At 66.3% G+C, this 23,239-nt stretch carries 10 protein-coding genes; 9 read left to right on the top strand and 1 reads right to left on the bottom strand.

Going from position 1 to position 23,239, the window contains the following annotated elements; all coding sequences use genetic code 11:
- Positions 1-77 precede the first annotated feature (77 nt).
- The 3 genes from AC5P8U_RS12800 (at position 78) to AC5P8U_RS12790 (ending at position 15,506) form a co-directional block, all read left to right on the top strand.
- The gene (locus AC5P8U_RS12800; protein WP_447896890.1) at positions 78-14,867 is read left to right on the top strand and encodes a hemagglutinin repeat-containing protein; all 14,790 of its coding nucleotides are present in this window, start codon (positions 78-80) and stop codon (positions 14,865-14,867) included.
- A 38-nt stretch (positions 14,868-14,905) separates the two neighbouring features.
- A complete protein-coding gene (locus AC5P8U_RS12795) occupies positions 14,906-15,220 on the top strand; it encodes a hypothetical protein (RefSeq protein WP_171956319.1) in 315 nt (104 codons plus the stop codon).
- Positions 15,221-15,320: 100 nt separating this feature from the next.
- On the top strand, positions 15,321-15,506 hold the full coding sequence (locus AC5P8U_RS12790) for a hypothetical protein (RefSeq protein ID WP_447896891.1): 186 nt from the start codon (positions 15,321-15,323) through the stop codon (positions 15,504-15,506).
- Between the two features lie 203 nt (positions 15,507-15,709).
- Here AC5P8U_RS12790 and AC5P8U_RS12785 read toward each other — a convergent pair whose 3' ends face one another.
- Positions 15,710-15,853 (bottom strand): hypothetical protein, encoded by a 144-nt coding sequence (locus tag AC5P8U_RS12785; protein WP_171956318.1) that lies wholly within the window; start codon positions 15,851-15,853, stop codon positions 15,710-15,712.
- Positions 15,854-15,999: 146 nt separating this feature from the next.
- Here AC5P8U_RS12785 and AC5P8U_RS12780 point away from each other — a divergent pair, with 146 nt between their 5' ends.
- The 6 genes from AC5P8U_RS12780 to ntrC all read left to right on the top strand — a co-directional run bounded on the left by AC5P8U_RS12780 (position 16,000) and on the right by ntrC (position 23,205).
- Positions 16,000-16,746: an N-acetylmuramoyl-L-alanine amidase gene (locus AC5P8U_RS12780; RefSeq protein ID WP_171956317.1), complete on the top strand. Its 747-nt coding sequence runs from the start codon at positions 16,000-16,002 to the stop codon at positions 16,744-16,746.
- 67 nt (positions 16,747-16,813) lie between these two features.
- Complete coding sequence (gene mltA, locus AC5P8U_RS12775) at positions 16,814-17,980, top strand: murein transglycosylase A (protein WP_088496499.1); 1,167 nt, start codon at positions 16,814-16,816, stop codon at positions 17,978-17,980.
- Between the two features lie 107 nt (positions 17,981-18,087).
- Complete coding sequence (locus tag AC5P8U_RS12770) at positions 18,088-18,402, top strand: hypothetical protein (RefSeq protein ID WP_053461818.1); 315 nt, start codon at positions 18,088-18,090, stop codon at positions 18,400-18,402.
- 138 nt (positions 18,403-18,540) lie between these two features.
- The gene (locus tag AC5P8U_RS12765; RefSeq protein WP_188241383.1) at positions 18,541-20,586 is read left to right on the top strand and encodes a TonB-dependent receptor; all 2,046 of its coding nucleotides are present in this window, start codon (positions 18,541-18,543) and stop codon (positions 20,584-20,586) included.
- A gap of 116 nt (positions 20,587-20,702) precedes the next feature.
- The gene (locus tag AC5P8U_RS12760) at positions 20,703-21,764 is read left to right on the top strand and encodes a two-component system sensor histidine kinase NtrB (protein WP_072167356.1); all 1,062 of its coding nucleotides are present in this window, start codon (positions 20,703-20,705) and stop codon (positions 21,762-21,764) included.
- Positions 21,757-23,205 carry a nitrogen regulation protein NR(I) gene (gene ntrC / locus AC5P8U_RS12755; RefSeq protein WP_252744277.1) on the top strand — a complete coding sequence of 483 codons (1,449 nt, stop codon included), beginning with the start codon at positions 21,757-21,759 and terminating at the stop codon, positions 23,203-23,205. Before AC5P8U_RS12760 ends, ntrC begins: the two co-directional genes overlap by 8 nt.
- Positions 23,206-23,239: the final 34 nt, after the last annotated feature.

Genomic DNA, 23,239 nt, shown 5'->3' with positions numbered 1-23,239 from the left:
GCTGCGCGGCCAACACGATGCGGTACCGCGCAGCCTGCTACGCATACAACCCAACAGCACCGAAAGGAATCAGCGCCGTGAACAAAGTCTACCGTCTGGTCTTCAACCGTACGCTCGGGGTCATGCAGGTGGCGTCCGAGCTGGTCAACGCCGCGCACGGCGGTGCCGACAACCGGGAAGGCCGTACGGTTGGCACGCTGCGTCCGATCAGTTTCGCGCTGTGGCTGATGCTGGGGTGGGTGGGTCTGGTGCAGCCGTTGTCCGCGCAGCAGGCGCCGGCCGACCCGGGCCGAATTGCCGCAGACCCCGGCGCGCCGGCGAACCAGCGCCCGACGGTGATCACCTCGGCCAACGGCACGCCCCAGGTCAACATCACCACGCCCAGCGCTGGCGGCGTGTCGCGCAATACCTACCAGCAGTTCGACGTCGGCCAGCAGGGCGTCATCCTCAACAACTCGCGCGGTGAGGTGCAGACCCAGCTGGGCGGCTGGGTGCAGGGCAATCCGTGGCTGGCCACCGGTAGCGCGCGCGTCATCCTCAACGAGATCAACAGCAGCAATCCGAGCCACCTCAATGGCTACGTGGAAGTGGCGGGTGCGCGGGCGCAGGTGGTCATCGCCAACCCGGCCGGCATCCAGGTCAATGGCGCGGGCTTCCTCAATGCCAGCCGGGTGACCCTCACCACCGGTACGCCGATCGTCACCCAGGGCGTACTGGACGGGTACCGCGTGGAAGGTGGCAGCATCGGTATCGGTGGCGCAGGCCTGGATACCAGTCGCGCCGACTACACCGACATCATCACCCGTTCGCTGCAGGTCAACGCCGGCATCTGGGCCAACCAGCTGCAGGCCAGCCTGGGCAGCAACGTGGTCAGCGCTGACCACAGCAGCGTGCAGCTGCAGAGTCCTGCATCCGCGGCGCCCACCTTCGCGCTGGATGTGGGCGCGCTGGGCGGCATGTACGCCAATCGCATCTGGCTGGTCGGCAACGAACACGGCGTGGGCGTGAGCAACGCCGGCAAGATCGGCGCGCAGGCAGGCGAGCTGGTCGTCACTGCCGACGGCCGGCTGCAGAACACCGGCGCGATGCATGCGCAACAGGACCTGCGCATCGATGCCAGCGCGGGCATCGCCAATGCCGGCACGCTCAGTGCCGAGCGCGAGCTGCGCCTGCAGACCCCTGCAGATGTCGACAACAGCGGCGGCACCCTCAACGCGCGGCGCATCGAAGTAAATGCCGATGCGCTGCGCAATCGTGGCGGCAGCATCGAACAGCTTGGCGCGCAGGTGCTGCAGCTGCAGGCGGCCGACGTCAGCAATCTGCAGGGCCGTATCGGCAACGTGGCCAGTGCGTCGTCGGGTACCAGCACCGGTACCCCGCCTGGCACGGGTACACCGGCAACCGGGACACCGGGTACGGGCAACCCCGGTACCGGCACGCCAGGCACGGGTACTCCGGGCACCGGCTCTCTTGGCACCGGCACCCCGCCGGTCGCGTCGCTCCCGCCTCTGGCAACCGGCCTGCTCAACATCGCCGGAACCCTGAGCAACGATGGCGGCCGCATTGAAGCCAGTGGCGACCTGCAGCTCAGCGCCCGCAACAGCCTGGACAACAGCGACGGCACCCTTGGCGCAAGCACCCTGCAGGTGCAGGGACAGGCGCTGCGCAACATGCGTGGCACCCTGCAGGTCCAGGGCGCGGCCAGCGCGCAGGTGCAACAGCTGGACAACAGCGGCGGCCGCATGACCTTCGCCCGTGGCTTCGAGTTGAAGGCGATGTCGGCGATCAATCGCGGCGGCAGCCTTGCCCACGGTGGCAGCGCCGAGACGACCTGGACGATTGGCCAGCTCGACAACAGCGAGGGCAGCATCTCCAGCAATGCCACGCGCCTGGGTCTGGACATCGGCACCCTGGTCAACACGCGAGGTGGGATCAGCCACGCTGGCAGTGAAGGGCTGTTGCTGCGTGCGGGGGTCCTGGACGGTGTGCAGGGCAGCATCGCCACCGCAGGCGCGGCAGACCTGCTGCTGGGCCGTGCCGACCATCGCGGTGCGCGGCTGGTCGCCCGCGAGCTCGAGCTGACCGCACAGGACTTCGACAACCGTGGCGGCCGCGTGCTGTCCACCGGGCTGCAGGCCAGTACGCTCAACGTCCGCAATCACCTGGACAACAGCGACGGTGGCCTGCTGGCCAGCAACGCCGACCTGCAGATCGACGCGGCGTCCTTCGGCAATGCTGCCGGCACCGTGCAGCAGGCGGGCGCCGGCAACCTGCGCATTGCCACCGCCAACCTGCAGGGCCAGGGCGGCACTGTTCTCAGCAACGGCACCCTGCAGCTGCACGGCAATACCCTGAACCTGCGCAACGGCACCACCGCCGCGCAGCGCATCGATGTACGTGCCGGCGACCTGACCACCGCCGGTGGCACGCTGACCTCGACGGGCGGCGACGCGCTGCAGCTGCAGGTATCGCGCACCCTGGACAACAGCGGCGGCACCGTCGGCGCCAATGGTGCGCTGGACATCAACAGTGGCATCCTCATCAACGATGGCGGCAAACTGATCGCCGCAGGCACTGGCACCAGCCGCATCCATGCTAGCCAGCGGTTGCAGAACCAGCGCGGCCTGCTGTCCGGCAATGGCGATCTGGACATCAAGGCCGATGGGCTGCTGAACGAGGGCGGCAGCATCGACCATGCCGGCACCGGCACGCTGCAGATCGAGGCGATCACCGTGCAGGGGGCTGGCGGCAGCATCGCCAGCAACGGCCAGCTGCAGTTGAGCGGGCAGCAGCTGGACCTGCAGAAGGGCAACACCCGCGCCCGTGACGTGAAGATCACGGCCACGGGCCTGGACACCAGCGGCGGCACCCTGTTGTCCCTGGGCAACAACGCGATGCAGTTGCAGGTGCAGGGCCTGCTGCGCAACGACGGCGGCAGCATCAGCGCCAATGGCGCGCAACAGATCCAGGCGGGCGCGCTGTCCAACCGCGGCGGTGCGCTCAATTCGGCGGGTACTGCAGCGTCGCAGATCCGGGTCGACGGCACGCTCGATAACAGTGGCGGCAGCATCGCCAGCAACGCGGCCAATCTGCAGCTGAAGAGCGGCGCGCTGGTCAATGCCGGCGGTACCCTCAGCCACGCGGGCAGCGCCGGCCTGGTCATCGATACCGGGCGCCTGGACGGGGCGAAGGGACAGATTGCCACTGCTGGCGCCCTGCAGCTCACTGCGGCCGAGGTCGACCACCAGGACGCATCGCTGGCTGCCGCACAGCTGGATATCACGGCGACCGGGTTGGACAATCGCGGTGGGCGCATCATCGCCACCGGCACCGGCGGCAACACGCTGCGCGTGCAGGGCACGCTGGACAACGGTAATGGCGGCACGCTCGCCAGCAACGGCAACCTGGACATCCACGCGCGCACCTTCGGCAACGCCGGAGGGACTGTGCAGCAGGCCGGTTCCGGCAGCCTGGTCATCACCACGCAGGACCTGACCGGCGCCGGTGGCACCCTGCTCAGCAACGGTTCGTTGGACCTGCAGGGCGACACTCTCGATCTGCGCGATGGCACCACGACGGCGCAACGCATCAGCATCGCCGGTGACAGCGTGATCACCGCGGGCGGCAATCTGAGCGCGCTCGGCAGCCAGGTGCTCCAGTTGCAGGCCCGCAGCCTGCTCGACAATACCGGCGGAACGCTGGGCAGCAATGGCGCCGTCGACGTGCACGCAGGCCGCTTCGTCAACGACCACGGCAAGTTGATCGCCGCCGGTGATGCTGCATCCGCAATCCGTGCCGCGCAGCTGGAGAACCGCAGCGGTTCGCTCTCCGCCAACGGCGACCTGCGCATCGACGCGCAGATGCTGTCGGGCCAGGGCGGCAGCATTGGTGCTGCCCGCGCGCTGTCTCTGCAGGGCGGTTCATTGGATCTCCGCGGCGGCAGCGCGGCGGCCGAGCAGCTCGATATCGTGGCCGACAGCCTGGACAACAGTGCAGGCGCGCTGCGTGCAACCGGCAGCGGAACGCTGGCATTGCAAGTAAGCGGCCGGCTGGCCAACGACGCGGGCACCATCGCCAGCAACGGTGCGCAGCACATTGAAGCCGGTGAGCTCTCCAACCGTGGCGGCACGCTCAGTTCGGCCGGCAGCGCGTCCACTGAGCTGCGCGTCAATGGCCTGTTCGACAACAGCAACGGCACGCTGGCCAGCAATGGTGCGGCGCTGAAGATCGACGCCGGCAGCATGGCCAACGTCAAGGGCACGCTCAGCCATGCCGGCACGCAGGGCCTGCTGCTGCGTACCGGGCAACTGGATGGCCAGGGCGGCACCATTGCCAGCGCAGGGGGCATCACCCTGCAGGCGGGCAGCGTGGACCATCGCGGCGCCACCCTACAGGCCGAGCGCATCGCGCTGGACGCACAGTCGTTCGACAACCGGGCCGGCAAGGTCATCGCAACCGGTGCCGAGGGCAGCCGGATCGAGGTGGCCGGCACGCTGGACAACGGCGAGGGTGGCCTGCTGGCCAGCAATGGCGACCTGGGCATCCAGGCGGCGGTGTTCGGCAATGCCGGCGGTGGCGTGCAGCACGCCGGCGAAGGCGTGCTGTCGATCAGTGCCGGAGCGCTCAACGGTACGGGCGGCACGCTGGTCAGCAATGGCAGCCTGCTGCTCAAGGGCACCACCACCGACCTGCGGGCGGGTGTCACCTCCGCCAAGCGGATCGAGGTGGACACCGGCACCCTGGTCACCGCCGGCGGCACGCTGACCGCGACCGGCAGTGACATGCTGCGGCTGAGCGCACGCGAACGCATCGACAACAGCGGCGGTACGGTGTCCAGCAACGGCGGCCTGGATCTGCGCAGCGCCGTGCTGGTCAACGCCGGCGGTACGCTGCAGTCCGCGGGTACAGCGGCCAGCCAGCTGAGCATCGGCCAGGACCTCAACAACCGCGGTGGCCGCATCCTGGCCAACGGTGGGCTCGGCATCGCTTCCGGCAGCATCGACAATCAGGGCGGTGCGCTGCACAGCGCTGAACGGCTGGTGGTCAAGGCCGATGGCCTGCTCGACAACAGCAACAAGGGCGTGATTGCCAGTGGCGCGGGCATGCAGGTGGCGGCGGCTTCGCTGGACAACCGCAGCGGCAGCATCGAGCAGGCGGGTGACGGCCTGCTGCAGATCGATGCCACTACGCTGCAGGGCCACGCCGGCCATATCGTGAGCAACGGCGAGCTGCAGCTGAAGGGCGAGACCGTCGATCTGAGTGTGGGCACCACGGCCGCGCAGCAGGTCAGCATCGAGGTCGGCCAGCTCGACAACACGGGCGGTACGCTGAACGCCACCGGCAACCAGGCGATGTCGCTGCAGGTGCGCGGCGCGCTGGGCAATGACGGCGGCACCATTGCCGCCAACGGCGCACAGCAGATCAGCGCCGGTTCGCTGTCGAATGCGGGCGGCACGTTGAGCTCGGCAGGTACGTCCGACAGCCGGGTCACCGTCACCGGCCGATTCAACAACGGCGGCGGCACCCTCGCCAGCAATGCCGGCAACCTGCGTATCGATGCCGGGCAGCTGGTGAACGCCGCGGGCAGCATCGTCCATGCAGGCAAGGGCGTGTTGTCCGTGCAGGCCAACCAGCTGGATGGAGCTGCCGGAAGCATCGCCACGGCAGGCGCATTGCAGCTGGATGCGATGACTGTGGACCATCGCGGCGCCACGCTCAGTGCCGATCACTTCAACATCAATGCCGACCGCTTCGACAACCAGAACGGCAAGCTGCTGGCGACGGGCACGCAGGCCAGCAGCGTGCAGGCCACCACCTCACTGGACAATGGCGGCAACGGTCTGATCGCCAGCAATGGCGACTTGGCCCTGACCAGCGCAGTGTTCGGCAATGCTGGCGGCACCGTGCAGCAGGCCGGCACCGGCACGCTGACCATCAACGCGCACACCTTGAATGGCCAGGGCGGCAAGCTGCTCAGCAATGGCGCCCTGCAGTTGACCGGCGAGACCACCGACCTGAGTGACGGCACGCTGTCGGCTGCCCGCATCGCCGTGGATACCGGCACGCTGCTCAACGCGGGCGGTTCGATCATCGCCTCCGGTCGCGATGCCTTGAAGGTGTCCGCGCGCGAAAGGCTGGACAACACCGGTGGCACGCTTGCCGGCAATGGCACGCTGGATCTGCGCAGCGCGCAGCTGCTCAACAACCGGGGCACGATCCAGGCTGCCGGCGGCGGTGGCAGCACCCTGGCGATCACCCGTGCGCTGGAGAATCGCGGCGGCCGCATCGTGACCACAGGAGACGCCACCCTCACAGCAGGTGCGTTCGACAATCGCGGCGGCACCGTGCACGGCGATGGCACCAGCGCGTTGACCGTGCGCGTCGACGGCCTGCTCGAGAACAGCGACAAGGGCACCCTGTCCGCCGGAGGCACGCTGCTGGCCGAGGCACAGTCCATCAACAACGACGGTGGCACCGTGGCGGCTGGTCAGGACATGCAGCTGACCAGCGGTGAAGTGCTGCGCAACCAGGCTGGCCTGGTCCAGGCCGGCAAGCGCCTGCAGGTCTCGGCCAGCGGCGTGAACAACACCAGTGGCCGGATCATCGCCAACGACCTACAGCTGGATACCCGCGGCCAGGCGCTGGACAACCGCAGCGGCATCATTGCCAGCCTTTCCGGAAATGCGGAGCTGCGCAGTGGTGCGCTGGACAATACCGGCGGGTTGTTGCAATCGGCGGCGGCGTTCAGCATCAACACCGCGGGACAGCGCCTGACCAATGCCGGTTCCAACGGCAACGGCATCGTCAGCAGCGGCACGCTGCAGATCCGCAGCGGCGATCTCGACAATCGTGGCGGCGCCGTGTTCGCCAAGTCCGGCGCCGACGTGCAGGCCATCAACATCGACAACAGTGGCGGTGGCTCGCTGGTGAGTGCGGCCGACCTGCTGCTGCGCGCGCAGCAGCTGGCCAACAGTGGTGGTAGCGTGACCGCCGGTGGCAACGCCGATATCGGCTTGCAGGGCGCGCTGCTCAACAGTGGCGGCCTGGTGGCCGCAACCGGCCGCCTCGACCTGCAGGCCAGCCACGTCGACAACCGCAATACGCTCAGCCCGGGCAATGGTCCTGCACTGGGGCTGCAGGGCAAGACCCTGCAGGTAACCACCAGCAACCTGGACAACCAGAACGGCCAGGTGATTGCGGACAACCTCGTGCTGCAGGTGAACCAGCGCCTGGACAACAGCGGTGGCCTGGTGTCGGCGGCCCTGGGCTCCGATGTCCGCGCCGATACCCTGGTCAACAGCGGCGGCACCCTGGTGGCCGGCAGGCAGCAGACCCTCCGCACCCGCGAGATCATCGGTGACGGCCGGCTGATGTCGCAGGGTGACATGACCCTGGAGCTGGGACAGAGCCACACCAACCGTGGCGAGATGGTGGCCAACGGCACGCTGAGCCTGTCCATCCAGGGCAACCTGGACAACACCGGCAAGCTGGCCGGCGCCAACGTCAACATCAGTGCGGGCAACATCACCAATGCGTCCACCGGCGAGATCAGCAGCATCGGCCTGACCCGCCTTGCAGCGGGCGGCGCACTGGTCAACTACGGCCTGCTGGACGGCAACGTCACCCATATCACCGCCGCGACCGTCGACAACATCGGCAGCGGCCGCATCTACGGTGACCGCGTCGCCATCCAGGCGGGCTCGCTCAACAACGTGGCGGCCAACATCGGTGGCGTGGACCGTGCAGGCACCATCGCCGCGCGCCAGCGCCTGGACCTCGGCGTCGGCACGCTGACCAACAGCGGCAAGAGCCTGATCTTCAGCGATGGCGACGCCGCCATCGGCGGCGCCCTGAACGGCCTGGCGGCAGTAGGCAGCGCGCAGCGGGTGGACAACATCGGCTCCACCATCGAGGTCAGCGGCAACCTGGATCTGTCCGCGCTGGCAGTGAACAACATCCGCGAGAACGTAGTCGTGGAGAAGGTCACCACCGTGCACACGCCGGTCCGGCTGGAGCAGCCCGGCTGGTTCAAGAACGCCAACAACAACAACCGCGATTTCAGGGCAACCTCGAATTACCAGCCGTACGAGATCTACTACCTTGATCCGTCGGACATCCTGGAAGACACCCCCTACGTCACTCCGGATGGCCAGCAGATCCGCAAGGCGGTCATCCGGCTGACCAGCAACACCAGCGCCTATGCCTTTGCCCGCGGCGGCGCGTATGGTGCGCGCGCTTCACGCGAACGTCTCAACGTGCAGGACGGCACCGTCACGATCTATTACGTCGGCCGTGCCGACAACCGCAACAATCCCGACCAGCTCGGCGCGGGCGCGGAAGATCCCTTCCGCGACCTGTCCGTCCGCGGGGCCGGTTCGCCGCCGATCGAGTACGTGACCGATACCCTCCGGTACAACAACGCCTACGGCACCTGCACCACCACTTGCGTGCAGCTCATCACCTATCCGGACTATGACAATCCGGACGCGACGCTGATCAACATGCAGCGCCACCCGCAGGAGACCAGCGGCAACGAGAAGACCCGTATTGCCACCCGCACCACCGTGGAAGACGTGGTGGTCTCGGCAGGCAACAACGCCGTGATCAATGCGGGCGGCAACATGCGGATCAGCACCGATCGGCTGGAGAACCGTTTCGCCAACATCGCTGCGGGTCGCGACCTGGCCATCGTCGGCCTGAATCGCGATCAATCCGAGGTGATCAATGCGGCCGAGCAGCTGACCCGCACCAGCACCTTCGACAACGTGTCCATCACCTACGGTGGCTCCTCCAGCCGCTGGAAGGCAGCACCGATCACCGAGAAGACCGGCGCGCTGGGTTCGTCGATCACCGCCGGTGGCAAGCTCACCATCGATGTCGGCAACCTGCGCAACGACAACACCGGGGGCAGCAACCCCAACGCCGGTGGTGGCAAGGGCACCGCGCAGGTGGATACCAACGGCCGCGGTGCAGGTGCGGTCGGTCCCGGCGCGGGCAGCGTGCAGGGGCCCGGCCAGAGCACGGGGCAGGGTGCGGGCAGCGTGGACGCGCAGGGGCCGGGCACCGCTGGCGCGGCGCAGGGGGCCAACGGCGGCCATCAGCAGGCGGTAACACAGGTCGACGGCGTGCGGGCAGGCGCGGCGGGTGCCCAGGGCCCCGGCCAGGCCGGCAATGCCGGGGCGGGCGCTGGCACGGCCCAGGACATCAGTGCCACCCAGGCCGGGCAGGCCAATGCCAACGGCCCGGCGGCGGTGCGCGCTGGAGAGCATGCCGGCAGTGGTGGCAATGCCGCGGTGGATGGCAAGCAGGCCACAACGGCAACCGGTGCTGATCCGCGCGTGGTGGTCACCACCAACCCGAATGCCAGTGCGCCCACCGCCAGCCTGTTCAATGTGGACGCCAACCGTGGCAACCACATCGTGGAAACCGACCCGCGCTTTACCAGCTATCGTGATTGGCTCAGCTCGGACTACCTTCTGCAGCGCGCAGGCTTCGACCCCGCGCAGACGCAGAAACGTCTGGGTGATGGCTTCTACGAGCAGAAGCTGGTGCGCGAGCAGATCGGAGAGCTCACCGGCCGCCGCTTCCTTAGCGGCCACGCCAGCGACGAGGAGCAGTACCGTGCGCTGCTGGAGGCCGGTGCCACGGTGGCGAGCGAATGGGGCCTGCGCCCCGGCGTAGCGCTCACCGCCGAGCAGATGGCACGCCTGACCAGCGACATCGTCTGGCTGGTGGAAAGGGACGTCACCCTGGCCGATGGCTCGGTGGTTCGCGCGTTGGTCCCGCAGGTCTACCTGCGGGTGCTGCCGGGCGACCTTGGCAACGATGGCGCATTGCTGGCCGGCGCGGAGGTGGACGTCAAGCTGCGCGGTGACCTGGTCAACAGCGGTACGATTGCCGGCCGGCAGCTGGTCAGCATCGATGCCGGCAACATCCGCAACCTGTCCGGCGGCCAGATCAGCGGTGCTCAGGTGGGCCTGTCGGCGCGGCAGGACATCGACATCATCGGTAGTACCGTCAAGGCTACAGATGCGCTGGCGTTGAAGGCCGGTGGCAACATCACCGTGGCCTCGACTACCACGGGATGGAAGGACCAGGGCGATCGCCTGTCGCAGCAGAAGACCACGCTGGATCGCGTGGCTGGCCTGTATGTCACCAATCCCAGCGGCGACGGCGTGCTGTCGGTGGTGGCCGGCGGTGACATCGGCCTCAAGGCGGCGGAGATCCGCAATGCCGGGAAGGATGGCATCACCCAGCTGGTTGCTGGCGGGACCCTGGACCTGGGTGCGCAGACGCTGGGCCAGAGCAGCGCGCTGAACCACGACGACCGCAACCACACCAGCAACAGCCAGACCACGCATGCGGTGTCTTCGATTGAAGGCGCTGGCGATGTGGTGCTGGCAGCGGGCAAGGACATCAACCTGGCTGCAATCCGCATCAAGGCCGATGGCGGCATGGCCCTGCAGGCCGGTGGGGACATCAACAGCCAGGTGCTGGTGGACAGCCGCAGCAGTGACTTCAATGCAGGTGGCAAGCGCAGCTCGCTGCAGATCAGCCAGAGTGATGAGACCGTGCGCGGCAGCCAGCTTTCGGCCGACGACAACATACTGCTCAAGGCCAGCCGCGATATCAATCTGACCGCCACCCAGGTTGCCAGCTCGGATGGCACGCTGAGCGTGGTGGCCGGACGCGACGTCAATCTGCTCTCAGCCAGCGAGACCCATGACTTCAGCCTGGACAGCTACGACAAGAAAAAGAAGACCCTGTCGAGCACCACCACGACCCGCCATGCCGAGAGCAGCGACAGCTATGCCATCGGCACCGCGCTGCAGGGCAAGGCGGTCAACGTCAACGCGGGCCATGATCTGACAGCGGTCGGTGCGGTCATCGATGCCACCGGCAATGTGACCCTGGCTGCCGGCAACAATGTGCTGATCGCTTCCACAGAGGATCAGCACAGTAGCGAGTCCAGCCAGAGCAGGAAGAAGTCCGGCTTCACTGGCGGATTCTCCAATGGCACCGCGTCCATTGGCTACGGCAGTTCGAAAAACAGCAGCAGTTCTGCCGAGCAGTCGATCACCCAGGTTGGCTCTGCGATCGCTTCGCGCCAAGGCAACGTGCTGATCAACGCCGGCAACCAGCTGACGATCGCGGCGTCCGACGTGGCCGCAGGCCAGGATCTGACCCTGGTTGGCAAGGACATCAACCTGATTGCCCGCCAGGACACGGTGGACACCCAGGCCAGCCAGTCGAGCAAGTCCAGCGGGTTCTCGGTGGGCGTCACCTACGACCCAGCCAAGGCGTATCGCACCGCACGCGACAACGCCACCGAAGGCATGGCTGACAGTGGCACGATGATGGGCCGGATCACGCGTACTGCCGAAGGCGTGGCCGCCGGCGTAGCGGCGGCAGTGCTGCCGGCAGTCACTGCCGGCAGCCAGCGCTCGAACAGCAACCAGACCCACTCCACCAGTGAGGCCCGGGTCAGCAACCTCAATGCGGGAGGCAATCTCACGTTGATCGCCAATGGCGGCTCGATCACCAGCCAAGGTGCGCAGATGTCGGCCGAGGGTGACGCCGCGCTGTTGGCGACCAAGGACATCGTGTTCGAGGTGGCGCACAACACCGAGCGCAGCGGCAGCGACAGTCGTGGCAAGGGCTGGGGTATCGCCACCAACTCGGCCGGGTTGCCGTTTGGCACCAACAACTCACGCAGCGATGGCGCCGGACAGAGCGACACCATTACCGGTACCCAGCTGTCGGTCGGTGGCGGCGTGCGCATGGCCACCACGGAAGGCAATATCAGCCTGACCGCCGCCAACATCGCGGCCGAGAAGGACGTCACCATCCGTGCGGCAGGCGACCTGACGATCCGCAGTGGCCAGGACACGGTCAGCAATGCCAACCGTTCTGATAGCAAGGCCATCGGTACCGTGCAGATCTCCGATACCGAGAAATTCTCCGGTTGGCATCGCGAGCAGCACCGTGACGACAGCGCGCAGGTCTCGCAGGTGGCCAGTACCGTTGGCAGCCTGGGAGGCAGCGTCAACCTCACCGCGGGTGGAAAGTACACGCAGACTGCCAGCAACGTGATCGCGGCCAAGGATGTGAACATCACTGCCGCCGAGATCGAACTGCTGACCGCCGACGAGAGTGGTCACTACTCGCAGAGCGACAAGGACCTGAAGATCGGTGCCTTCGCACGGGTCAAATCGCCGTTGATCGATCTGCTCAACAACGTCGACGCCGCGCGCAAGTCCGACGGTCGCCTGCAGCAGATGCAGGGCCTGGCCGCTGGTGCCAATGCCTACCAGTCGGCCAGTGCGATCGCAGGCATGGCCAAGGGCGCTGGTGGTGGCATGCTGCTCAGTGCGGAAGCGGGAGTGGGCTTCAAGACTTCCAGCAGCAGTGCCGACGGCAGCAGCCAGGTCTCGCGCGGCTCCACCATCCAGGGCGGCGGCAACGTCAACCTGACCAGCACCCAGGGCGGCATCCACGTAGTGCAGGGCAATCTGAGCGCGGGCAACACGCTCAGTCTGGATTCGGCCGGTGACATCCTGCTGGAAGCGGGCAAGGCGCATGTGGCCGACCGCAGCAAGAGCAGCAATGCTGGCGCCGAAGTCGGCGTGGGCGTTGCGGTGGGCGCGCAGACCGGTGTGTATGTGTACGCCGAAGCCAGCGTCGGCAGCAGCAAGTCCAATGCCGAGAGCAGCACCTGGCAGAACACCACCCTGACCGGCAAGAACATCTCGATGAACGCCGAAGGCGATACCACCCTGCGTGGCGCCACGGCGACCGCCGACCGCATTGACGTCAAGACCGGCGGCACGCTGAGCATCGAGTCGCTGCAGGACGTCGCCGAGAGCATGTCGAAGAACAGCCAGGTGGGCGGCCGCGTGCAGGTGTCGTTCGGTACTGCGTGGAATGCCGACGGCAGCGTCAGTTCCGGCAAGGCCAGCGGCAGCTATCAGGGCGTCGGCCAGCAGAGCGGCCTATTTGCCGGTGACGGCGGTTACCACGTCGATGCCGGCCACGTGAACCTGGTGGGTGGCGCGATCACCAGCACCAGCGCGGCCAACAGTCAGTTGACCGCACAGACCCTGACCTTCGCCGATTTGAAGAACGAAATGGACTACAAGGCCAGTTCGGGAAGCATCAGTGGCGGTGCTGGCGGGGCGGTCAACAACTGGACCCCGATACCGGGTACCACGACACCGCACGGCTCACCGGGCGTACCGATGAGCGAAAAGGGAAGTGACAGCAGCACAACCCATGCCACCTTGACCGAGGGCAACATCACCATCGGCGGTTCCCGGACCACTGCAGCGGAGCTGGGTATCAGCATCGACGCCAGTGCGGCGCACCGCGCGCTGGATGCGCTTCCTGACACCAACAAGCTGCTGGCGGACCAGCAGGCGATGGCATCTGCGATGGGGACGGTGGCAAGTGTGGGTCAGCAAATTCGCGCCGACCTCAACCGATCGATCGACGAAGCGAAATCCCGCAAGGAGACCGCGAAAGCTATTCTTTCCGACCCCGTCCGCAGTTCGGCACTCAGTGCGGGTGAAAAGACGGCGCTGGTGGCAATGGCACTTGAGTCGGACAAAGATATCGAACGCCTGCAGAAGGCAGGAATCCTGGTTTCCTCGATCGCCGGCGGCCTGGTTGCATCGACGGGAGGTACCGGGGAAATTCTGGGGGCCACGTTGGCGCCAGCGATCTCATACCAGATTGGCCAGTATTTCAAGGAGAATCCGGCCAGGAACACGGTGGATGCGGGTGGTCGAGGCGAAGAAGGCAGCGCTGCCCACATTCTTGCGCACGCCCTCCTTGGTGCCGCAATTGCGTCCAGTAGTGGTAGCAATGCCCTCGTAGGAGCAATCGCCGCGGGAGGTGCAGAGGCCGCAGCGCCGGCTGTCGCCCGGCTTCTTTATGGCAAGGATAGTAAGGATCTGAGCGCAAGTGAGCGGGAAGCCGTCAGTGCGGTTGTAGGCGCTGGCGGATCAATCATCGGGTCGTTCAAGGGTGGATTGATTGGTGCCGCTGCCGGAAGCAGTGCAGCGAAGAATGCCGTGGACAACAACTGGGGTGAGGTCGGACACTACTCCACCATGGCCACGATTCTCTATCTGGCCAACTTCAACGAGGACGATGCCAAGGCTTTGGCTTTGGCAGCGTGGTCGCCGGATACCGACAAGCGCAATGCAATCACAAAGGACAATGTCCAGGCCGGAAACGATCCTTCCGGCTATCAGCAGAGTCATCATCTGCTGGATGGTGAGACTGATCCTGTAAAGGTCCTGGCCAAGCAGAAGGAACTGGGTGAGAAGGTCAGGGGCATACTGGTCGATCTCAAGTACTACCATGACAATCCAACAGCGAAAGCCAACATTCTTTCTGATCCGGAGAATCAGCGTATCCTGCATGCGTTCGGCGACTCTTTCGCGCACGTGAAACCAGACGGAACGCATTACACGGGTGTGGACGGCCATGTCTGGGACGGAACCAAGCCTGACGAACCAAACAATCATCCCAAGGCGTACGCTGCGTTTGTTTCCAGTCTCTTTGAAATAGCATCATCGGTGAGTGGTTCGGGCGTTGGTGACAAGACGCTCAATGATCTGACCTCCTCTGTTATTGCTGGAACATCCGAAAGCGCGCAGAAGAAGGCTCTTGCGGCGGCTGCCAACACGAAGGGAAGCAGTGACGCTGGCCTGGTGAATTCGCCCATTGCGGGGTGCGAGTTTTGGAATCGATGTGGAGGAAATACGGCTAATTCCGAGATTGATCGCATATACAAGGTCACCCGCCCGGGGCCCCCTGTCATTGATTGGTCAAGGCTGAATTTCCCCGCTGGGTGGAGGTGAGTTCGGATGCTGGCTCAAGTGCGTTTCGAGGTGTTCACATGTTGAAGAACGTGTATCTATCCATATGGTCGCTATGCTTGGTCGCATGGGCGCTTGTACTTCTGAATTTCACATTCAGCATCACCTTCACCGGCTGCGGCCAGATGCTGGGGGTGGCGCTCTATGCATGTGATCTGCTGCAGAGCTCGATTCGCTACATCCTCATGTTTGGACTGGCCAGCCTGCCGGTCCTCACTCTCGTGGCGATTCTGCGTTTCATGCTGTACCGCGTTTGCGGGCGCCTTGAACTTTGTCTGATGGTTTCTTCATTGATTCTTTTTGGGCTTTCGGCGAGGCACTTCACTTCCTACTGAGCATACGTTTTCCGGGAAGTGGTCACCCTCGGCGGCCGCAGGGGCCATTTGCACCCGTCATTGATTGGAACAGATTCAATCAGCTCGGCAGGTAATGAACATGAGCGGCGCAATCAAGGTGACGAAGTGGTGGGTCAAGCTTATGTCGAGCCTCAGTGCACCCATGTTGACCGTGGTGATGTTCATCCGGATGGCGTTGCGGCACCGCTCCGCGTTCTTCGAGCTCCCGCTCACGATCGTGGTGCGGGGCCTGTTCCTGTACAACCTGTCGTTCTTCCGGGGTTGAGTGGCAGGCCGGCTGGCCGAGCGCCGAATTCAGTGAAGGCGCTCGGCAGCCGAAATGCCCGGCTTGGGACGTCTGATTCAAATTTCAGGAGGATTGGAGGGTGGGTTTTGAATGAGTCTCCCTGGCTGGTTCGTGGCAAGACGATCACGGGTCTTATTGAGGAGCTTTTGACCTTCGAGGACCAGGACATGCATGTAGAGATTTCAGTTGATGGTGGTGATACCGTTCGGCCAATAAGCTTGGTTGGAAAGGATGATGGAAAGTGTGTGCTGTTCTATTTCGGCGATGACGTTTGATGTTGTGTTCTCCTTCGATGCGTTTGTTGTGAGCTGCTTCTTGAGATTCATGTTCTCTGACTGATCTATCGCCTCGTTGTTTCAGAAAAATTCTGTTGATCTGTGCTTCCGCCATGCGTCGGTGCGTCGGGCCACCTGTGACGTCGTTCTGCACGCGGCATCGAACGGTGGCCTCAGTCCATGGTTACAATCCGCCCATGATCAGCCCCCGCCTCCTGGCTCCCACACTGCTGGCCCTGGCCCTTTCGGCCTGCACCGCCACCGCGCCCGTGCAGCACAACCCGCTCGCCACCTGGGTGCCGTCACCCAACCAGAACGCGCGCACGCCGGTCATCATCGTCATCCACCACACCGAGCAGAAGTCGGTGCAGCAGAGCCTGCATACGTTGCGCACCGCCAACAGCGGTGGACCGGTCAGTGCGCACTACCTGATCGGCGCCGATGGCCATCGTTACCAGCTGGTCGCCGATGAGCGCCGTGCCTGGCACGCCGGGGCCGGGCGCTGGGGCACCATCACCGATCTCAATTCGGCCTCGATCGGCATCGAACTCGACAACGATGGCCGCAGCCCGTTCAGTGCGGCACAGATCGAATCGCTGATCGTGCTGCTGCGCGACCTCACCACGCGCCTGAACATCCCGCCGCGCCAGGTGATCGGCCATGCCGACCTGGCGCCGACGCGCAAGCAGGATCCGAGCCGCTTCTTCCCATGGCAGCAGCTGGCCGAGGCCGGGTTCGGCGTGTGGCCGCGCGCGGCCGACGGCGCGGCACCGGAAGGCTTCGATGGGTGGAATGCGCTGGCCCGCTTCGGCTATCCGCTCGACAACCGCGACGCCACCGTCGCCGCCTTCCACCGCCGCTTCCGTGGCCGCGACGACCTGCCGAAGACGCTGGATGCCGAGGACGCCCGCATCCTGCATTCGTTGCTGCTGCAGATGCCGTGACACCGCGCATGAACGCTTGACCCCGCGCTGGGTTGCCGCACAGCGGCCGGCACTCCACCATGGCGGCATGATCGATTCCGCTACCTTCTTCAAGCGCAAGCACTGGACCCTGTTGGCAGCGGCGGTGCTCGCCGGTTGCGCCACCACCGCTCCCCGCACGGGCTCCGAAGCGCCCACGCCGACCCCGCCGCCGGCGGCCACCTACGCCAAGGTCGACTGGAAAGCCCTGCCCGCAGTCTCCGACGCTGATCTGCAGGCGGGCTTCGTGGCTTGGCGCAGCAGCTGCGCCCGCCTGAAAAACGACGCGGTCTGGGCCAAACCCTGCGCCACCGCCGCAGCGGTGTCAGACAAGGACCCGGCCGCGATCCGCCAGTTCCTGCAGCGCGACCTCGATGCCTACGCGCTGCGTGCCGGTGGCCATCAGGCCGACGGGTTGATCACCGGCTACTACGAGCCGATCTACCCCGGCAGCCTCACCCGCACCGACAAGGCGACGGTACCGGTCTACGGCACGCCCGATGATCTGGTGGTGGTGCAGCTGGACAGCCTCTACCCGGAACTGAAGGGCAAGCGCCTGCGCGGTCGCGTCGAAGGCAAGGTGCTCAAGCCCTATGACGACGCCGGCACCATCGCGGCCAAGGGCGCCAAGGCCCCGGTGCTGGCGTGGCTGACCGACCCGATGGACCTGCAGCTGCTGCAGATCCAAGGGTCCGGCCGCGTGCGCCTGGCCGATGGCAAGCAGGTGCGGCTGGCCTACGCGGAACAGAACGGCCATCCCTACCGCGCCATAGGTCGCTGGCTGGTGGACCAGGGCCAGCTGAAGAAGGAAGACGTCACCATGGACGCGATCCGCGCCTGGGCACGGGCCAACCCCGCGCGCGTGCCGGAACTGCTGCGCAGCAACCCCAGCTACGTGTTCTTCGTGCGCAACCCGGACAGCCCGGAGGGCCCGCGGGGTTCACTGAACGTGCCGCTCACCGCCGGCTACAGCGTGGCAGTGGATCGCACCGTGGTGCCACTGGGCAGCCTGCTGTGGCTGTCCACCACGCGCCCTGACGGCACCCCGGTGGTGCGCCCGGTGGCTGCGCATGACACCGGCGGCGCCATCGCCGGCGAAGTGCGCGCCGACCTGTACTGGGGCAGCGGCGATGCCGCCGGCAAGCTGGCTGGCGACATGAAGCAGAAGGGCAACATCTGGATGCTGTGGCCGAAGGGCGTGCCCCTGCCGAACTGAACCGGCAAGGGTCGGATCCCTTCCAAAGGAAAGGGCTCTGACCCCGGATGCCTGATAATGGCGCCATTCCGTACTTTCCGGCCGCGCCTGCGGCCAGGGCTCCTGCAATGACCTACGCAAAGCACAACGCAAAATCCGGCGCGAAATCGGCCGCAAAGAAGTACTACAAGCACTGGGCCGAATCGGGCCTGGGCAAGGGCAACGTGCTGATGGAAGCGCGTGGCGAGAAGATCGTGCGGCAGGTGGAAATCTACGGGACCAAGATGGTCTGGGCCGACGAGCATGCCCACAGCGACGACCGCTTCCTGCTGGCCGACCAGCCGGTGTCGTTCCTGGATTTCGACGAGGACGACGAAATCTCCGCGCGTGAATTCGAAGCCGCCTGGAAGAAGGCACGGGAAGCCACCGGCTACCCGGTGTAATCCCCCTCGCCACCCGTCTTTGTAGAGTCGAGCCACGCTCGACTGCCGTTTGCCAGGAGCAGTCGAGAGTGGCTCGACTCTACAACGGCTACATGTGAAATGTTATATAATTACATTTTATCGCAGCCGCCTCTTCCCATGAAGACTCCCACCCTGGTGGCCGCCCTCGCGGCCGCACCGTTTGCTCCTGAAGCCTTCGCACAATCGGCCGACGCCGCGCTCACTCTCGGCAAGGTGCAGGTGCACCAGCACGGCGAAGGCCAGCTCAGTGCGCATCAGGTACTGACCTCGGTGGACGTCCTGGGTGCAGACCAGATCGAAAACCGCAACGTCTCGCACAGCTGGGAACTGCTCGGGCAGATGCCCGGCATCCAGCTCACCGAAACCCGGCAGGGCGCCGAATCGGGCAAGGTCAGCTTCCGCGCCTTCAACGGTGAGGGCTACCTCAATGCCATCAAGACGCTGATCGATGGCATCCCCAGCAACGTCAACAGCGGCAACCAGCGCTTCATCGACATGCTGTTCCCGCTGGACATCAGCTACATCGAAGTAGTGCGCGGGACCAACGACCCGCGCTATGGCCTGCACAACATCGGCGGCAACGTGAACTTCGGTACGCGCCAGGGTGGCAGCTACACCGATGCGCGCCTGGCCTACGGCAGCTACAACACTCGTGATGCGCAGCTGGCAGTTGGCCGTGAAGCCAATGGCTTCGCGCAGAACTATTTCGTTGGCACCCAGGCCAGCGACGGCTACCGCGACCACGACACCTCGAAGAAATATTCGCTGGGCGGCAAGTGGTTCTACGGCTCGCTGGACGACGGCCTGCGCGTGGGTCTGACCGCCCGTGCGTACCACCACGAAGCCGACGAACCCGGCTTCATGACCGCCGACGAGCTGCGCACGCACCGCCGTGGCAGCGAGCTGCGCAACGGCAACGATGGCGATGACCGCGACATGCGCCAGCTTGCTGCGCACCTGGACATGAAACTGTCCGACGCAATCACCTTCGGCACCCGGCTGTACTACAACCGCTACGAAGACGACCGCCGCGTGACCTTCAGCGACCTGCCCACCGGCAACCTGCCGCGCCAGCGCCGCATATGGGACGAGCGGCAGCATGGCCTGCTCAGCACGCTCACCTGGCAGGCCAGCCCCACGCTCACCGTCGAAGGTGGCCTGAACTACGAGCAGCAGGACAACGGCTACCTCCGGGAGCGCTACGCCTACGCCGAACCCACTGATTTCAGCCAGCCCCCAGCGCGGGTGCAGAACAATGATCGCCACAGCTTCGACAACTGGGGCGCCTACGTGCAGGCCGTCTACCAGCCCGTCGAGGCCTGGAAGATCGTGCCGGCCTATCGTATCGATCGCTTCAGTGGCAGCACGCACCTGATGAACGGCGTCTACGGCCGCCTGCAGGACTACAGCAGCATCGGCCAGCCCAAGCTGAGCGTCATCCACAGCCTGGGCCAGACCACCCATGTCTACGCAAACTGGGGCCGCACCTTCCAGGTACTGACCGGCTCCACCGCACCGGCCTACCTCACCCCAGGGCAGGCACCGATGCAGCCGTCCACCAACACCGGCATGGAGCTGGGCCTGAAATTCCAGCCGTTTGCCGGCAGCCAGGCACGCCTGGCGGTGTGGCAGCAGGACGCGGAAAACGAGGTGTCCAACATGCCGGCCACCGGCACCACGGTCACCCTGGGCAAGACCCGCCGGCGCGGCGTGGATGCGCAGTTGAGCCTGCAGCTGGGCGACGACTGGACGGTATGGGCGTCGCACGCCTACCAGGAAGCGAAGATCACCCGCGACGACCGCGATGCCAGCATTTCCCTGCAGGGCCGGGAAGTGGCCGCCACCCCGCGCCACATCAGCAACCTGGGCGTGGACTACCGCGCCACGGATGCGCTGCGGCTGGGCCTGCAGGCGCGTGCACAGGGCGATTACTACCTGGAAGAGCGCAACGTGGCCGGCAAGTTCGGAGGCTTCGCCGTGCTCGACCTCAGCGCGGCCTACCAGCTCACCCCGCGTTTCAGCGTGGACCTGCAGCTGAAGAACGTTACCGGCCGCGAGTACGCCTACGCCTGGTACGACAGCTTCTTCTGGGACAGCGCCCGCCCGATGTTCTCGCCGGCCCCGGGTCGCAGCGTGTTCGTCGGCCTCAACATGAAGCTGTAACCGGCCACGCATCTGGTAGTGGTCGAGCTTGCTCGACCTGCAGCAGGGGGTCAGAGCCCTTTCCAGGCGGAAAGGGATCCGACCCCGAACCCCGCGTTTTGCACTACATTGGTGCAATGTCCGACCCCGCACCGCCGCCGACCCTCGATGCCCTGGGCACGCCGCTGGCCTGGGCCGGGGCCGATGGCTGCATTGCCGGCTGCAATCCGGCCTTCGCCCGCTGGCTGGGCGTCAGCGTCCGGCGCCTGCTGGGTCGGCCATTGGCCGCCTTGGAAGTGCAGGGCGAGGCGTTGGCCCATTTCCTGGCCCGCGACGAGCGCGACAGCCTGCGCCTGAACCGGCTGGCGCTGGCGGTGCCCGGCGAGGCGCCGCGCTTCGCCGAGGGTTGGATGAGCCGCCGCGACGATGGCGGCTGGTTGCTGGAGGCGCATCCGGTCGACGAATTCCCCGGGCTGGACCCGACCCAGGCCCTGCCCAGCGCGCTCAGCGCGGCGCTGAAGGGCTTGGCCCACGAGCTGCGCAACCCGCTGGCCGGGTTGAAGGGTGCGGCCCAGCTGCTGGCCCGCCGCGCGGCCCAGCGCGAGGCCAGCGAACGTGAGCTGATCGAACTGATCGGCTCGGAGATCGAGCGCCTCAACGGCCTGCTCGACCAGCTGCTGTCGCCGGCCCCGGCCGCGCCGCATGCCGAACTGAACATCCATGCCGCGCTGGAACGCGTGCTGCGCCTGGCCGAGAGCGAAGCCGGCTGGGCGGTGCGCCTGCAGCGTGACTACGACCCCAGCATCCCCGAATTCCATGGTGACGCCGACCGCCTCACCCAGGCGGTCTGGAACCTGGTGCGCAACGCGATCCAGGCCGGCGCCGGCAACATCACCCTGCGTACCCGCGTGGAGCATGGCGTGCGCATTGCCGAGCAGCTGCACACGCTGGCGTTGCGCCTGGAAATCGCCGACGACGGCCGTGGCGTTCCCGAGGAACTGGCTGAACACCTGTTCCTGCCCTTGGTCAGTGGCCGCGCCGAAGGCACTGGCCTGGGCCTGGCGCTGGCCCAGCAGGTGGCGCGCGAGCATCGCGGCACGCTGACCTACCGCTCGCGCCCGGGCCATACCGTGTTCACCCTGCTGTTGCCGATCGGCAACGGCGCCGCCCCGGCCGAGGAGGCCCCGCGCGATGTCTGAGTCTTCTTCGTCCCCGCAGCGCATCTGGGTGGTCGATGACGATCGGGCCGTGCGCTTCGTGCTGTGCACCGCGCTACGCGAGGCGGGCTACCAGGTCCTCGATTTCGACAGCGCCGCACCCGCCCTGCAGGCGTTGAGCGAAGGCCCGCCACCGGCGCTGCTGTTCACCGATGTGCGCATGCCCGGCGACGATGGCCTTGTGCTGCTGGACAAGCTCAAGGCCGCGCTGCCGCAGCTGCCGGTGGTGGTGATGTCGGCCTATACCGATGTAGCCAGCACGGCCGGCGCGTTCCGCGGTGGTGCGCATGAATTCCTGTCCAAGCCGTTCGATCTGGACGATGCGGTGGCACTGGCGCAACGGGTGCTGCCGGCCGTCGCACCGGCATTGGCGGCGGCCACACCTGCGGCCGAAGCGCATAGCGACCAACCGCCGCAACTGGTGGGCGATACCCCGCCGATGCGCGCGCTGTTCCGCGCCATTGGTCGCCTGGCGCAGGCACCGCTGGCGGTGCTGATCACCGGCGAGACCGGCACCGGCAAGGAGCTGGTGGCCAATGCGCTGCATCGCGAATCACCGCGCGCGCAGGGGCCCTTCGTCGCGCTCAATACCGCTGCAATCCCGTCCGAGCTGCTGGAAAGCGAGTTGTTCGGCCACGAGGCCGGCGCCTTCACCGGCGCGCAGCGCCGCCATATCGGCCGCTTCGAGCAGGCCGATGGCGGCATACTGTTCCTGGATGAGATCGGCGACATGCCGCTGCCGTTGCAGACCCGGTTGCTGCGCGTGCTGGCGCAGGGCGAGTTCTTCCGCGTCGGTGGCCGCGAACTGATCCGCGTCGACGTGCGCGTGGTCGCCGCCACCCACCAGGACCTGGAAGGGCTGGTTGCACAAGGAAAGTTCCGCGCCGACCTGCTGCACCGCCTGGACGTGGTGCGCCTGCAGCTGCCGCCACTGCGCGAGCGCCGCGAGGACATCGCGCAATTGGCCAGCACCTTCCTGGCTGCCGCCGCACGCAAGCTGGATACGCCGCCGAAGCGCCTGACCGCCGCGGCCCTGCAGGCGCTGCGCGAGCACGACTGGCCGGGCAATGTGCGCGAGCTGGAGAACGTGTGCTGGCGGATGGCCGCGCTGGCCGCCGCCGACACCATCGGCGTGGCCGATGTCGATACCGCGCTGAACCGCGCGCGCGGGCGCCGCAGCAGTACCAGCGCAGCCGATCCGGGGCAGTGGGAAGCGCTGCTGGCCGAATGGGCACGCCGTCAGCTGGCCGAAGGCGTGGAAGGGCTGCACGCGCAGGTGCGCGAGCGGGTCGACCATGCCCTGCTGGAGGCCGCGCTGCAGATCACCCACGGCCGCCGTGCCGAAGCCGCGGCCCGCCTGGGCCTTGGCCGCAATACCCTTACCCGCAAGCTGGGCGCCGGACGCCGCCGCGGGGGCCATTGAACGGCCCATGCACGCGATCCTCGCGCCCGCTTGC

This window comes from Stenotrophomonas sp. YJH_SMC_81, assembly GCF_059370875.1.
Note: the sequence above shows the minus strand (reverse complement) of the source record. Positions and strands in the feature narration are given on the sequence as shown.

Coding starts and splice junctions, on each gene's coding strand:
- mltA (WP_088496499.1), top strand. CDS start 16,814: ATGATCGATTCCGCTACCTTCTTCAAGCGCAAGCACTGGACCCTGTTG.
- AC5P8U_RS12765 (WP_188241383.1), top strand. CDS start 18,541: ATGAAGACTCCCACCCTGGTGGCCGCCCTCGCGGCCGCACCGTTTGCT.
- AC5P8U_RS12785 (WP_171956318.1), bottom strand. CDS start 15,853: ATGAATCTCAAGAAGCAGCTCACAACAAACGCATCGAAGGAGAACACA.
- AC5P8U_RS12770 (WP_053461818.1), top strand. CDS start 18,088: ATGACCTACGCAAAGCACAACGCAAAATCCGGCGCGAAATCGGCCGCA.
- AC5P8U_RS12760 (WP_072167356.1), top strand. CDS start 20,703: ATGTCCGACCCCGCACCGCCGCCGACCCTCGATGCCCTGGGCACGCCG.
- AC5P8U_RS12780 (WP_171956317.1), top strand. CDS start 16,000: ATGATCAGCCCCCGCCTCCTGGCTCCCACACTGCTGGCCCTGGCCCTT.
- AC5P8U_RS12790 (WP_447896891.1), top strand. CDS start 15,321: ATGAGCGGCGCAATCAAGGTGACGAAGTGGTGGGTCAAGCTTATGTCG.
- ntrC (WP_252744277.1), top strand. CDS start 21,757: ATGTCTGAGTCTTCTTCGTCCCCGCAGCGCATCTGGGTGGTCGATGAC.
- AC5P8U_RS12795 (WP_171956319.1), top strand. CDS start 14,906: ATGTTGAAGAACGTGTATCTATCCATATGGTCGCTATGCTTGGTCGCA.